Raw genomic sequence first — 12,709 nt, forward strand, 5'->3', positions numbered from 1 at the left:
CGTGCCGAGAGTGTGCATGACCGGTCGTCGGATCGTTCGACAATCCCTGTCAAATACCTCGTTAGAAGCCTGTTTGCACGGTCCGTGGAAAATGCAGTGAGTCTGGTCGGTGCATGACGCCCTTTCTCGGTGCGTCTGGCGGTTAATCTTTTATGCTTCTGAGACGTTTCCTACGGTTGCGCTGGAACATTTTAAGGTGGAGCAGGATAGAATCGGGTCATACCTATTAGACAGTCTGCTCGAGTTGATGAGCTGGCCTGTGACTGATTTCACTGAACGACGCTGATCGAATTGACGAGGATGGAAATGGAAGCCCCCGAGGTGCTGGTGCTGCAAGCGAGTTACACAAATCCTGTTCACGCCGAGGCGATTGGTTTTGTATTGAATGAGTATTCAATGGATGTAATGGGCACAGGCCGGCCTCTGTCGACTGATACCCGCCAGCAACTGGCTATCGAGCTTGCCAAGCGCCCGCATGCGTTCAGTGTGCTGGCGTTCATTGCCGGGCAGCCGGTCGGGCTGGTCAATTGCTTTGAAGGTTTTTCAACCTTTGCCTGCCGTCCGCTGGTCAACATTCATGACGTTGCAGTCATTTCCCAATATCGGGGGCTTGGTATCAGCCAGAAAATGCTGCTTAAAGTAGAGGACATCGCCCGTCAGCGGGGCTGCTGCAAATTGACGCTGGAAGTTCTGGAAGGCAATGAAGTGGCGCAGGGCGCTTATAAAAAGCTCGGCTTTGACAATTACCAGTTGAGCCCTGAGATGGGCCGTGCGATGTTCTGGCAGAAGTCGCTTTAGCCGCGCAGATGCATGAGCAACGCGCGCAGTGGCATGTTGCAGGCAGGGTCGGAGGCGGGGAGTGGTGATAATGTCAGGCGGGCAAGCCAGCGTATCGGGCTTGCCACGGTGCGGTTTGAATGGCAGTACAGCCGCAGTCAGGCGTGAATCATGGCGCCGGGGGCAGACAGCTGGGATTGCTGCAGCATCAGGTTCAGGTGAGCGACCTTGCGCTGGAGCTGATCACGCTCTTCTTTCAATAAACGCAACTCGTCGCGACGGATCGTGACATACAGGGTTTGTGGTGCAAGTGCTGGTAGTAAAGTACCCATTGCTCACCTCGCAAATGGCGGATTAAACCTCAGAAAGGTCCGTGGCAATGACTTTCGATCCGTGAGCGTCGTTGCTTACCCTCTCTATCGGCACTGATTTTGATTTCTTTTGCATCTTTTTGGAACTTTTTTCTTTTTAATTGTCGCGAATGTTTCTCGATCACGACAAAATGCACCACCGGAGGGCGTTAGGCGTCTTCACTGTTCCTCCAAGGGAACCGACGTTCCGCCTCGCTTGACTAACCAGCATGCTCACATTCTGTCGATGCGCTGTACGGCAGGTGAGGCACCTTTTTACGATTTGGGAGCACCTTCATGCAACTTGGGATTATTGGACTGGGCCGTATGGGCGGCAACATCGCACGGCGTCTTATGCTAAGCGGCCACACCACCGTGGTGTATGACCGTGATGAGGCCTCGCGCAGCGCCCTGGCCAATGAAGGGGCGACTGCCGTTGCCGACCTTGCCGAAATGGTCGGCGCGCTCGACAAGCCTCGCGCAATCTGGGTAATGCTTCCCGCTGGCGCTCCTACCGAGGACACCATTCAGATACTCAGCCAGTTACTTGATGCCGACGACGTAATCATCGACGGCGGCAATACGTTCTACAAAGACGATATCCGTCGTGCACAAGAACTGACCGAGAAGGGCCTGCACTACGTCGATGTAGGAACATCCGGCGGCGTGTGGGGCCTCGAGCGCGGCTATTGCATGATGATCGGCGGTGAAGATGCCGTTGTACGGCGCCTTGACCCTTTATTCGCGACTCTCGCACCGGGCGCCGGGTCGATTGAGCGTACCAAGGGCCGAGTCTCGACAGACGACCGTGCCGAGCGTGGCTATATTCACTCGGGCCCTGCTGGTTCGGGTCACTTCGTGAAGATGATCCACAACGGTATCGAGTACGGGATGATGCAGGCCTTTGCCGAAGGGTTCGATCTGCTCAAGCAGAAGAACTCCGAGCACTTGCCGGCGGCGCAGCGTTTTGACCTGAACACCGCTGACATCGCCGAAGTGTGGCGTCGCGGCAGCGTGGTCTCATCCTGGTTGCTGGACCTGACTGCCGATGCACTGGCAGCAGACCCACAACTGGATGCATTCTCGGGTTCGGTTGCCGACAGCGGCGAAGGGCGCTGGACCATCGAGGCTGCCATCGAGCAGGCAGTGCCGGTTCCTGTGCTGTCCAGTGCGTTGTTTGCACGTTTCCGCTCGCGTCAGACCAGCTCGTATGCAGACAAGATGCTGTCCGCCATGCGCTTCGGATTCGGTGGCCACAAGGAACCAAAATAATGGGCCTGTCGCGTGGCACTGCCGAGCACAAACCTGAAGTGGCACCACCGACGACGCTGTTTTTGTTCGGCGCGCATGGTGATCTGGTCAAGCGACTGCTGATGCCAGCGCTGTATAACCTGTCGCGCGACGGTCTGGTGGACGAAGGCCTGCACATTGTCGGGGTGGATCACAACGCGATCAGTGATGCCGACTTTGCCAAAAAACTGGAGAATTTCATTCGCGACGAAGCGGCTGGCAAGGTCGCCGAAGGTGGCAAGGATCCACTCGATCCTGCGCTCTGGAGCAAGCTGGCCGAGCGCATCAGCTATGTGCAGGGCGATTTTCTGGACGACTCTACATATCTGGACATCGCCAGCAAAATCGAGAGCACGGGCACCGCGAATGCGGTGTTCTACCTTGCCACGGCGCCGCGCTTTTTTAGCGAAGTCGCCCAGCGTCTGGGTTCCTCGGGTTTGCTGCAGGAAGTGGATGGCGGTTTTCGTCGTGTCGTCATAGAAAAACCGTTTGGCTCCGACCTGGCCAGTGCCGTTGAGCTCAACGGTTGCCTGCTAAAGGTCATGAGCGAAAAACAGATTTACCGGATTGACCATTACCTGGGCAAGGAAACGGTGCAGAACATTCTGGTAAGCCGTTTCTCCAATGGCCTGTTCGAATCGTTCTGGAACAATCACTACATCGACCACGTGCAGATCACTGCGGCGGAGACGGTCGGTGTCGAAACACGCGGCAGTTTCTACGAGCATACCGGGGCGCTGCGTGACATGGTGCCTAATCACCTGTTTCAGCTGCTGGCAATGGTCGCGATGGAGCCTCCTGCAGCGTTCGGTGCCGATGCCGTTCGCGGCGAGAAGGCTAAAGTGGTCGGGGCCATTCGGCCCTGGAGCGAAGAGGATGCGCTGGCCAACTCGGTTCGCGGCCAGTATTCCAGCGGCAAGATGGCCGACAAGGATGTTGTCGGCTATCGCCAGGAAGATCGTGTCGAGCCTGACAGCACGACCGAGACCTACGTTGCGCTCAAAGTCATGGTCGACAACTGGCGTTGGGTCGGCGTGCCGTTCTACCTGCGTACAGGCAAGCGCATGAGTGCGCGCAGTACCGAGATCGCTATCTGCTTCAAGCCAGCACCCTACGCGCAATTTCGCGACACCGAGGTAGACCGGCTGAAGCCTAACTACCTGCGCATCCAGATTCAGCCGAATGAAGGCATGTGGTTCGATCTGTTCGCCAAGCGCCCCGGCCCTACGCTGGACATGGAAGACATTGCACTGGGCTTTGCCTACAAGGACTTTTTCGAGATGCAGCCTTCAACCGGCTACGAAACCCTCATCTATGACTGCCTGACCGGCGACCAGACGCTGTTCCAGCGTGCCGACAACATCGAGAACGGCTGGCGCGCAGTGCAGCCTTTTCTTGACGCCTGGGCCAAGCAGCCGCAAGTGCAGTTGTACGAGGCTGGCAATGACGGCCCCGCTGCCGGTGAAGAGCTGCTGAGTCGCGATGGTCGTGAATGGAGAGCGCTCAATGTCTGATGCATCTTCGTCGTCTGTGCAATTTCTCATGTCTGACATCGATGGCACCTTGCTGCGTCGCGACCATAGTCTGAGTCAGGCCAACATCGAAGCGATCAGCCGTTTGCGTAAGGCCGGTATTCATTTCACCCTTGCCAGCAGTCGCCCGCCCAGGGCCATGCGTCAAGTCATCGAGGCGCTGGGCGTCGACCTGCCAACCGTGGCGTTCAACGGTGGCACCATCACCCATCCCGACGGCAGCCTGCTGGCCGCCCATCGCATTGATCGGAACGCAGTCGAGACGTGCCTTGATCTGTTCTCCGGCGAGGACGTCGCTGTCTGGGTGTTCGCTGATGATCAGTGGCTGCTGCTCGACCCCGAAGCTGATTACGTCGATCACGAGCGCGATGCCCTCGGGTACGATTATGTACAGGTCACAAGCTTCAAGTCCTACCTGGACCGCGTCGACAAGATCGTCGCCGCCAGCGCCGACTTTGAACTGCTCAAGGCTCTTGAGGCCCGGCTCAATCCGCAGATAGAAGGGCTGGCTCTGGCGGCTCGTTCGCAGAAATACTATCTGGATGTGACAGCGCTGGATGCCAACAAGGGAGCTGCGCTGGTAGCGCTGGCGGATTATCTCGGGGTTGATCTGTCACGTACAGCAGCCATCGGCGACGGCGGCAATGACGTTGCGATGTTTCACCAGGCCGGTGTGTCGATTGCCATGGGTCAGGGCGAGCAGACAGTCAAGGGACAGGCTGACCATGTTACTGATAGCAATGAGCAGGACGGTGTTGCCAAGGCTATCGAACGTTACATTCTGCCAGCCTGAGTGCGCGAGGTATCGACCATGAGTGAGCAGGGCGGTCGAGGTCCGGACTTGTAACGAACCATCATCAAGACGGGCATTTCTGAATGGCTGCACTGATTGAAGACTACGCATTACTGGGCAACTGTCAGACTGCGGCGCTGGTCGCCCGGGATGGTTCGCTGGACTGGTTGTGTTTCCCTCGCTTTGATTCCACTGCCTGTTTTGCAGCGCTGCTGGGCAGCGAGGAGAACGGGCGCTGGAAGATTGCACCGACCGCCGAGGTGCTGTCCGTCGAGCGTCGCTATCGCGAAGGTACGCTGATTCTCGAAACCGTTTTCGAGACCCGTGACGGGCGCGCGATGCTGGTCGATTTCATGCCCATGAATACCAGTGGTCACGTTGTGCGCATCGTTGTCGGCTTGACCGGAATGGTCGAGTTCGGCGTCGATCTTGCCATCCGCTTCGATTACGGCAGCAGCGTGCCTTGGGTCGAACGCAAGGATGCACATACCTTGACTGCAGTTGCCGGGCCGGAAATGCTGGTATTGAGAAGTCCGGTCGCTCTGCACCCGCAGGATCATCATACCGCCAGCCATTTTCAGGTGGGCGAGGGTGAGCGCAAGGTCTTCACCCTGGCGTATCAACCTTCTTTCGAACCTCTGTGCGCGGACATCGACGCTCAGCAAGCGCTGGAGGCTACTGCAGCGTACTGGCACGAATTTTCTGACGGTTGTCCCGATGTGGGTTCATGGACGCCGCAGGTCAAGCGCTCTTTGATCACCCTCAAGGCCATGACCTACGCGCCTACCGGCGGCATTGTTGCCGCAGTGACCACTTCATTGCCTGAACAGCTTGGTGGTGAGCGCAATTGGGATTACCGCTACTGCTGGTTGCGTGACGCCACCATGACGCTGCTGGCATTCATGAATCTGGGGTATTACGAAGAAGCAACTGCCTGGCGCGACTGGCTGCTGCGGTCGGTTGCCGGTAATCCTGAGCAGATACAGATCATGTATGGCGTGGGTGGGGAGCGTCGCTTGCAGGAGTACGAATTGCCCTGGCTGACCGGCTATGAGCATTCGCTGCCGGTACGGGTTGGCAACGGTGCGGCCAGCCAGGTTCAGCTGGACGTGTACGGCGAGGTCGCAGACGCCATGATCCAGGCGCTCAGAAGCGGCATGACGCAGCATCCGCGCAGTGTGGCCATTTCCAAAGTGGTCATGCCCTATCTCGAGAAGATCTGGCACCTGCCTGACGCTGGTATCTGGGAGATTCGTTCCGAGCCGCGTCATTTTACCCATTCGAAAGTCATGGCCTGGGTGGCGTTTGATCGTAATGCCACCCAGATCGCCCAGGCTGCCGATGACGATGAAGACCTTGCCCTTGCGCAGCATTACCGCAAGGTGGCAGACGACATCCATGCCGACGTCTGCCGCAACGGTTTCAATGTCGATCTTGGCAGTTTTGTGCAGACTTACGGCTCAACTGAAGTCGACGCCAGCCTGTTGCAGATTGTCCTGACCGGGTTCCTGCCGCCCGAGGACCCGCGTGTCGTCGGGACTGTCGCACAGATAGAGCGCACGCTGATGCAGGACGGTCTGTTGTTGCGCTACGACAATGAGCGCAGCGTTGATGGTGTTGCGGGTCGCGAAGGGACGTTTCTGGTGTGTTCTTTCTGGCTGGCTGATGCCTACGTGCTGCTGGGGCGTGCCGACGATGCCGCCAAACTATTCGAGCGTTTATGCGGGCTGTGCAATGACGTGGGGTTGCTGGCTGAACAATATGATCCGAAGGGCGGCCGTATGCTTGGGAACTTCCCTCAGGCGTTCAGCCACATAGGCATTATCAACACGGCATTGAACCTGCATCGGTCGGTGTGTCCTGCGCTGGCTAGAACGTCGAGTGAGCTGGAAGGCGTATGACCAGCTAGTTCGGGCCGGCTTTTCGAAAGGTCAGATTGATGCGCTGCTCACCCAGCAATGGGTGTTCAGCCTGTTTGACTGGCAGGATGCCGTGGAAGCGCAGGCGGTCTTCACCGCCCCAAACCACGACATCCCCGTGAAACAGCGAGATACGTAAGGCCTTGTCGCTACGCAGCAAACCGCCGAACTGGAAGATCGCCGGGATGCCCAATGACACCGATACCACTGGCCAGCGATGATCATGCTCATCCTTGTCCTGATGGAGGGACATCTTCGCGCCGGGGATGTAGCGGTTGATCAGGCACGCATCTGGCGTAAAGCCCGGGTAGCCTGCTTTAAGCGCGGCGCTCTGGGCGAGTTGCATGAAGGCGTCCGGCATTGCAGACCACTTGCTGCCGGTCTGCGGATCCGTTTCGCTGTAGCGATAGCCATGCCGGTCGGTTATCCAGCCCAACTGTCCGCAACTGCTCAATGCAGCAGACATGCTCAAGCCTCCCGGGGTCAGCATGTGACGAAAGGGCGAGTGGGTCACGGTTGCCTGAAGGTCTGCCAGCAGCCGGGTGATCACTGGCAGTGCAAAACCGCGGAGCAGCCATGTTCCTGGCCCGAGCTGTTCGTCGCCACCGGCCTGAGGTGTCTGGTCGGCAAATAGATCGAAGTTGGCGGGAGTATCACCTTTGCGCTGCATGATCGACTCGGGTACTTGTGAATGTCAGAGTGCCTTGCTGACCTTGACGTCGGTAATCTGATCGTCGCTCTGGTCGTGCATTTTCTTCAGGGCTGCCTCTGCTTCCTCGATAGAGGCAGTCTGTAATTGCGCAAACTCAAAGCGGCGTTCGCCATTGAGCTTGTAGCTGACAGCGAATTTGGTCGTGCGTGGTGCTGTAGTGTTCACAGTGACTCCTTGCATCATCCCAGTCGCGAGGTCGAGCGCCGGACGATTTTGATCTTGTGGGTGAAGGCCGGTTTGCGCCCTGCGTTGGTGTCTACCTTGCGGCCTGCGGTATCGATCGTAATGTTCCAGAAACCATCGCTTGGTGCCGCGATCTTGGCTGGAAATGTATCGAATGCGCCGCCATGGTAGGTGTGCCGACCGCCGTTCTTGAAGCTGCGGAAATTCGCGTCGTTCATCAGGCGAATGTTGCAGGTCTGAGAGCACTCGATAACGACCAGGTCGTCCTCGTTGAGATGCTCACGCTGGTGTACGAATTTCATGACGGGCTCCGAAAAGGGGTTTTTCTGAAAAATCAAAACGATAGCATGCGACGCCCCTGATTTGACGTGTAGCGCATTAATTTGCCGTGTTTCTCGCAAAAAATGTTCGTCTCGGGATTTAATTGCTCTGAGGCTTGTCGTAGCACCTTTATTTGGAGGCTTTGTATGAAACTGGCTGCTGTAGTAGTCCTGGCTCTGGCAATGACTGGCTGTGCCACGGTGAATGACATCGAACATACACTCCCCACCATGAGCGTGATGTCAGGCAAGAACCCTCAGGAGTATGCGGACTGTTTCGCCGGCAAGATCAGCAGCAGTCGCAAGCCGCCACTCATCGAGCCTCGCCATGATGGACTGCGAGTGATTGTTGCGCAGAAGCTCAGCAAGGCGCCGGCGGCAGTCGTGGACATCGAGACGCGCTCGGGTGGCAGCACGATCAAGGTGTACGAGCGACTTTCCAATGTTCCGATTCGTTTCAGGGACGTGCAGAACGCTGCCGAGGCGTGCATTTCAGGCTGATCGCCTGAACTTGAATGGCGCCGCCCCATTTTGTTCGGACAGGGCGGCGGGCAAAAATTACTTGCAGACCACCAGCACGCTGCGGCTTTTGTAGTTGCCCACGTCTACGCCGAGAGTCTTATCTCTTTCGGCAGGCTGCGGTGTGCCATCTGTGCCAACAATTTCGTAGCCGGTGCCTGCGCAGGATGCATCGGCTTTTTCGTAGCAACTGGCCCAGGACATCGCTTCGCCCGAGCAATCGATGCTAAGCCCCTGTTTACCGTTTTTAAGGTAAGTATTGGAGGCAGTCGCGCAACCGGTAAGGCCTAGCACGGCAATAATGCAAAGAAGTCTGATCATGTTTTTCGCTTCAAGATAATTTCAGAGGGTATTAAGTCTGGTAGTAGCTGTGTGAATGTTGGACTGATAGCGAGTGCCATCGTTCCGCCATGTTTTTGCATTGCTGTATCAGCTTCGTACCAGCATCGTTCGCCAGTGGAGGCATGCGGATCCCTGGTTTTTGCGTTGGTCTTGCCTTGGACGACCGTCGCTATGTGAAAGAATGTGCGGAACTATCTGGCTTCGTATTCCTCTATGATGGCATTGGACGGTCAGTGGCGGCTCATTGTAAGGTGGTCGCCGCCTGATTAGACTGGCCCGTTAACACCATCAGCCCTTACCAAGGACTTTTATGATCAAGAAATGCTTGTTCCCAGCAGCCGGTTACGGCACTCGCTTCCTCCCGGCGACCAAGGCCATGCCCAAGGAAATGCTGCCGGTGGTCAACAAGCCACTGATCCAGTACGGGGTTGAAGAAGCGCTTGCAGCTGGTTTGACTGAAATCTCGATCGTTACAGGTCGTGGCAAGCGTTCTCTGGAAGACCACTTCGACATCAGTTACGAGCTTGAGCACCAGATCAAGGGCACCGACAAGGAAAAATACCTCGTTGGTATTCGCAAGCTGATTGACGAGTGCAGCTTTGCCTACACGCGTCAGACCGAAATGAAGGGCTTGGGTCACGCTATTCTGAGTGGTCGTCCACTGATCGGCAACGAAGCATTTGCTGTGGTTCTGGCGGATGACTTGTGCGTCAACCTCGACGGTGAAGGTGTGCTGGCGCAGATGGTCAAGCTGCACAAGCACTACGGTTGCTCGATCATCGCCATCCAGGAAGTCGATCCTTCCGAAACCAACAAGTACGGCGTGATAGCTGGCGAAGAGATCAAGACAGGCTTGTTCCGCGTCACCAGCATGGTCGAAAAGCCGAAGCCTGAAGATGCTCCGTCCAATCTGGCGATCATCGGCCGTTACATTCTGACGCCGGACATCTTCGAAAAAATCGAACAGACCGAGCCAGGCAAGGGTGGCGAGATCCAGATCACTGACGCCCTGATGAAGCAGGCAGCGGAAGGTAACGTGCTGGCCTACAAGTTCAAGGGCAAGCGCTTTGACTGCGGCGGCGCTGAAGGCTACATCGAAGCGACCAACTTCTGCTTCGAACATTTCTACAAAGCTGGCAAAGCGCACTGATCTTTGATCGTTAGCGTTTTGGACAAAGCCACCTTCGGGTGGCTTTGTCATTTCTGACAGGCCGCCAAGCGGTTATGCTGTGCTTCTGCCGAGGAGATTTTAATGGCCTTTGATTTTGATCTGTTTGTAATTGGTGCGGGTTCGGGTGGTGTCAGGGCGGCACGCTTTGCGGCCGGTTTCGGCGCGCGCGTAGCGGTTGCCGAGAGCCGTTATCTGGGCGGCACCTGCGTCAATGTAGGGTGCGTGCCCAAAAAGCTGCTGGTCTATGGCGCGCATTTTTCCGAAGACTTCGATCATGCCAAAGGGTTTGGCTGGTCGCTGGGTGAGGCGAGCTTTGACTGGTCCACCCTGATCGCCAACAAGGACCGCGAGATCAGTCGTCTTAACGACATATATCGCAAATTGCTGGTTGATAGCGGCGTCACGTTGCTGGAGGGGCATGCGAAGATCGTTGGTCCACAGCAGGTCGAGATCAATGGTCAGACCCACAGTGCCGAGCGCATTCTCATTGCCACGGGCGGTTGGCCGCAAGTGCCTGACGTGCCAGGGCGCGAACATGCCATCACCTCCAATGAGGCGTTCTACCTCAAGTCGCTGCCCAGGCGCATAGTGGTCGTTGGCGGTGGTTACATCGCCGTGGAGTTTGCCTCGATTTTCAACGGCCTGGGTGCTGACACCACGCTGGTCTATCGAGGTGAGCTGTTTCTGCGTGGCTTTGATGGCGGTGTGCGCACCCATCTTCACGAGGAGTTGCTCAAACGTGACATGACGATCCGCTTCAATAGCGATATCGAGCGCATCGACAAACAACCGGATGGCAGTTTGCTGCTTTCCATGAAGGGTGGCGGCACGCTGGAGACTGATTGTGTTTTCTATGCGACGGGCCGTCGGCCGATGCTGGACAACCTTGGCCTCGACAGCGTCGATGTCAAGCTGGACGAGCACGGTTACATCAAGGTCGACGAGCATTACCAGACCAGCGAGCCTTCCATTCTGGCCCTTGGCGACGTTATCGGTGGTGTGCAACTGACGCCGGTGGCGCTGGCTGAGGGCATGGCGGTCGCGCGTCGCCTGTTCAAGCCTGAGCAATATCGCCCGGTAGACTACAATCACATCCCAACAGCGGTTTTCAGTCTGCCGAACATCGGAACTGTCGGCTTGACCGAAGAAGATGCGATCAAGGCGGGTCATGATGTGCAGGTATTCGAAAGCCGTTTTCGGCCGATGAAACTGGCGCTGACCGATGATCAGGAGCGCACGTTGATGAAACTGGTTGTGGACGCGAAAACCGATCGGGTGTTGGGTTGCCATATGGTGGGGCCGGACGCTGGCGAAATCGTGCAAAGCCTGGCAATCGCCATCAAGGCTGGCGCAACCAAGCAGGTGTTCGATGACACGATCGGCGTGCACCCGACGGCTGCAGAAGAATTCGTCACCATGCGTACGCCCGCCAAGCGATAAAAAGGCGCAGTACCCGGAGTTCAGGATGGGCTCCGGGATAGAGGCTTGAACGGACGGATCCCTTAGTGAACAGAGAAAACCCTTCGGCGAAGATGCCTCTGCATCCGGCCAGACACAATCGAAATGCCGCCCGGCCCATTGATGTGCTGCGTGAAAGCGAGCGTCAGTTCAGAACGCTTGCTGACAACATGAGCCCACTGGCGTGGACCGCCAGCCCCGGCGGGCAGATCCAGTGGTACAACGAGCGCTGGTACGCCTACACCGGAGCGACGCTTGAGGCCATGAACGCGCTGGGATGGCGTTCGGTTCTTCATCCCGAACATCGCGAGCGCGTAGTCTCGCGACTGCAATACTGTTTTGCGACCGGCTCCATTTGGGAAGATACTTTCGCGCTGCGAGGCAAGGATGGAGCCTTCAACTGGTTTTTGTCGCGCGCGCTGCCTATGCGTGACGCCCAAGGACACATCACTCACTGGCTGGGCACTCATACCAACATCACTGCCCAAGTCAATGCCGAGGAGGCGCTGCGCGAGCTCAATGAAAGTCTGGAGTTGCGTGTTGCCGAGCGTACCCGTGAACTGGCAAAGACCAATGAGCTGTTGCAGGTTGAAATTGCAGAGCGAGCTCAGGCAGAAGAGGTGCTGCGTCATGCGCAAAAAATGGACGCCATCGGTCAATTGACGGGCGGCATAGCTCACGACTTCAATAATATGCTGTCCGGAGTGCTCGGCGCTCTCGAGATGATCAGGATGCGCGTGGGGGGTGAGCGATTTGCCGAAGTGGAGCGTTACGTGGATGCGGCAGTAAGTTCCGCTAATCGGGCTGCTGCACTGACCCAGCGGTTGCTCACATTTGCCCGTCGTCAGTCACTCGATGTCTGTGCGGTGGATGTCAATTGCATGGTGCTCTCTATGGAAGCGTTGTTGCGGGGCACTGTCGGCAATCATGCGCAATTGCACATTGAGCTGGAGGAGGGTTTAAGCGTTATCCAGACAGATGAGCATCAGCTTGAAAACGCTTTACTGAATCTGGTGATCAATGCGCGTGACGCCGTTTCTTCCGGAGGCTTGATCAGGGTTGGCAGTCAGGCGTTAAGTCTTGCAACGCCGCAAGGGCTGTTGCCGGCAGGTGACTATGTACAGCTCAGTATTGAAGACAATGGCTGCGGAATTCCCGAAAGCGTCATTGATCGAGTATTCGACCCGTTCTTTACTACCAAGCCTGTAGGTCAGGGTACGGGGCTGGGCTTGTCCATGGTTTACGGTTTCATGAAGCAGAGCGGCGGGCATGTGCAGATCAACAGCTTGCAGGGGCAGGGAACCCGCGTTTGCCTCTACTTGCCTTGTGCGGCAGGCAACTGA

At 56.9% G+C, this 12,709-nt stretch carries 14 protein-coding genes; 9 read left to right on the forward strand and 5 right to left on the reverse strand.

Annotation, left to right across the window (positions count from 1 at the left end; translation table 11 throughout):
• Positions 1–306: 306 nt before the first annotated feature.
• Positions 307–798: a GNAT family N-acetyltransferase gene (locus ALO43_RS07625; RefSeq protein ID WP_005894134.1), complete on the forward strand. Its 492-nt coding sequence runs from the start codon at positions 307–309 to the stop codon at positions 796–798.
• 137 nt (positions 799–935) lie between these two features.
• Here ALO43_RS07625 and ALO43_RS30895 read toward each other — a convergent pair whose 3' ends face one another.
• Positions 936–1,109, reverse strand: coding sequence for a DUF6026 family protein (locus ALO43_RS30895; RefSeq protein ID WP_005894135.1), 174 nt, complete (start codon positions 1,107–1,109; stop codon positions 936–938).
• Between the two features lie 315 nt (positions 1,110–1,424).
• Between ALO43_RS30895 and gnd the strand changes: the two genes are divergently transcribed.
• The 4 genes from gnd (at position 1,425) to ALO43_RS07645 (ending at position 6,643) form a co-directional block, all read left to right on the forward strand.
• Positions 1,425–2,399 (forward strand): phosphogluconate dehydrogenase (NAD(+)-dependent, decarboxylating), encoded by a 975-nt coding sequence (gene gnd, locus ALO43_RS07630; protein ID WP_005894136.1) that lies wholly within the window; start codon positions 1,425–1,427, stop codon positions 2,397–2,399.
• A complete protein-coding gene (gene zwf / locus ALO43_RS07635; RefSeq protein ID WP_054997326.1) occupies positions 2,399–3,931 on the forward strand; it encodes a glucose-6-phosphate dehydrogenase in 1,533 nt (510 codons plus the stop codon). Before gnd ends, zwf begins: the two co-directional genes overlap by 1 nt.
• Entirely contained in the window at positions 3,924–4,742 is an 819-nt protein-coding gene (locus ALO43_RS07640) for a Cof-type HAD-IIB family hydrolase (protein ID WP_005894138.1), read from the forward strand. The genes zwf and ALO43_RS07640 overlap by 8 nt, the downstream gene beginning before the upstream one ends.
• Before the next feature lie 83 nt (positions 4,743–4,825).
• Positions 4,826–6,643, forward strand: coding sequence for a glycoside hydrolase family 15 protein (locus tag ALO43_RS07645; RefSeq protein WP_054997327.1), 1,818 nt, complete (start codon positions 4,826–4,828; stop codon positions 6,641–6,643).
• Between the two features lie 4 nt (positions 6,644–6,647).
• Here the strand turns inward: ALO43_RS07645 and alkB are convergent, their stop codons facing one another.
• From alkB to ALO43_RS07660, 3 genes are read right to left on the reverse strand one after another with little or no spacing between them, the layout of a single operon-like run.
• Positions 6,648–7,331, reverse strand: a complete 684-nt coding sequence (gene alkB, locus ALO43_RS07650; RefSeq protein WP_005894141.1) for a DNA oxidative demethylase AlkB — start codon at positions 7,329–7,331, stop codon at positions 6,648–6,650.
• A gap of 24 nt (positions 7,332–7,355) precedes the next feature.
• Complete coding sequence (locus tag ALO43_RS07655) at positions 7,356–7,538, reverse strand: hypothetical protein (RefSeq protein WP_005894142.1); 183 nt, start codon at positions 7,536–7,538, stop codon at positions 7,356–7,358.
• A 14-nt stretch (positions 7,539–7,552) separates the two neighbouring features.
• On the reverse strand, positions 7,553–7,858 hold the full coding sequence (locus ALO43_RS07660) for a DUF1883 domain-containing protein (RefSeq protein WP_005894143.1): 306 nt from the start codon (positions 7,856–7,858) through the stop codon (positions 7,553–7,555).
• Positions 7,859–8,023: 165 nt separating this feature from the next.
• Between ALO43_RS07660 and ALO43_RS07665 the strand changes: the two genes are divergently transcribed.
• A complete protein-coding gene (locus ALO43_RS07665; protein WP_005894144.1) occupies positions 8,024–8,377 on the forward strand; it encodes a hypothetical protein in 354 nt (117 codons plus the stop codon).
• Positions 8,378–8,434: 57 nt separating this feature from the next.
• On the opposite strand, the gene ALO43_RS07670 is transcribed toward ALO43_RS07665, so the two are convergent.
• Entirely contained in the window at positions 8,435–8,716 is a 282-nt protein-coding gene (locus ALO43_RS07670; protein WP_024669348.1) for a hypothetical protein, read from the reverse strand.
• Positions 8,717–9,047: 331 nt separating this feature from the next.
• On the opposite strand from ALO43_RS07670, the gene galU reads away from it, so the two are divergent.
• The 3 genes from galU (at position 9,048) to ALO43_RS07685 (ending at position 12,709) form a co-directional block, all read left to right on the forward strand.
• On the forward strand, positions 9,048–9,887 hold the full coding sequence (galU, locus tag ALO43_RS07675) for a UTP--glucose-1-phosphate uridylyltransferase GalU (protein ID WP_054997328.1): 840 nt from the start codon (positions 9,048–9,050) through the stop codon (positions 9,885–9,887).
• Between the two features lie 102 nt (positions 9,888–9,989).
• Positions 9,990–11,348: a glutathione-disulfide reductase gene (gene gorA / locus ALO43_RS07680; protein WP_054997329.1), complete on the forward strand. Its 1,359-nt coding sequence runs from the start codon at positions 9,990–9,992 to the stop codon at positions 11,346–11,348.
• A gap of 65 nt (positions 11,349–11,413) precedes the next feature.
• On the forward strand, positions 11,414–12,709 hold the full coding sequence (locus tag ALO43_RS07685) for a hybrid sensor histidine kinase/response regulator (protein ID WP_054997330.1): 1,296 nt from the start codon (positions 11,414–11,416) through the stop codon (positions 12,707–12,709).

Origin of the sequence: Pseudomonas tremae (assembly GCF_001401155.1) — a bacterium.
Lineage (GTDB): Bacteria > Pseudomonadota > Gammaproteobacteria > Pseudomonadales > Pseudomonadaceae > Aquipseudomonas > Aquipseudomonas tremae.

Coding starts and splice junctions, on each gene's coding strand:
- ALO43_RS07640 (WP_005894138.1), top strand. CDS start 3,924: ATGTCTGATGCATCTTCGTCGTCTGTGCAATTTCTCATGTCTGACATC.
- ALO43_RS07645 (WP_054997327.1), top strand. CDS start 4,826: ATGGCTGCACTGATTGAAGACTACGCATTACTGGGCAACTGTCAGACT.
- zwf (WP_054997326.1), top strand. CDS start 2,399: ATGGGCCTGTCGCGTGGCACTGCCGAGCACAAACCTGAAGTGGCACCA.
- ALO43_RS07660 (WP_005894143.1), bottom strand. CDS start 7,858: ATGAAATTCGTACACCAGCGTGAGCATCTCAACGAGGACGACCTGGTC.
- ALO43_RS30895 (WP_005894135.1), bottom strand. CDS start 1,109: ATGGGTACTTTACTACCAGCACTTGCACCACAAACCCTGTATGTCACG.
- galU (WP_054997328.1), top strand. CDS start 9,048: ATGATCAAGAAATGCTTGTTCCCAGCAGCCGGTTACGGCACTCGCTTC.
- ALO43_RS07670 (WP_024669348.1), bottom strand. CDS start 8,716: ATGATCAGACTTCTTTGCATTATTGCCGTGCTAGGCCTTACCGGTTGC.
- gorA (WP_054997329.1), top strand. CDS start 9,990: ATGGCCTTTGATTTTGATCTGTTTGTAATTGGTGCGGGTTCGGGTGGT.
- ALO43_RS07665 (WP_005894144.1), top strand. CDS start 8,024: ATGAAACTGGCTGCTGTAGTAGTCCTGGCTCTGGCAATGACTGGCTGT.
- ALO43_RS07625 (WP_005894134.1), top strand. CDS start 307: ATGGAAGCCCCCGAGGTGCTGGTGCTGCAAGCGAGTTACACAAATCCT.
- gnd (WP_005894136.1), top strand. CDS start 1,425: ATGCAACTTGGGATTATTGGACTGGGCCGTATGGGCGGCAACATCGCA.
- alkB (WP_005894141.1), bottom strand. CDS start 7,331: ATGCAGCGCAAAGGTGATACTCCCGCCAACTTCGATCTATTTGCCGAC.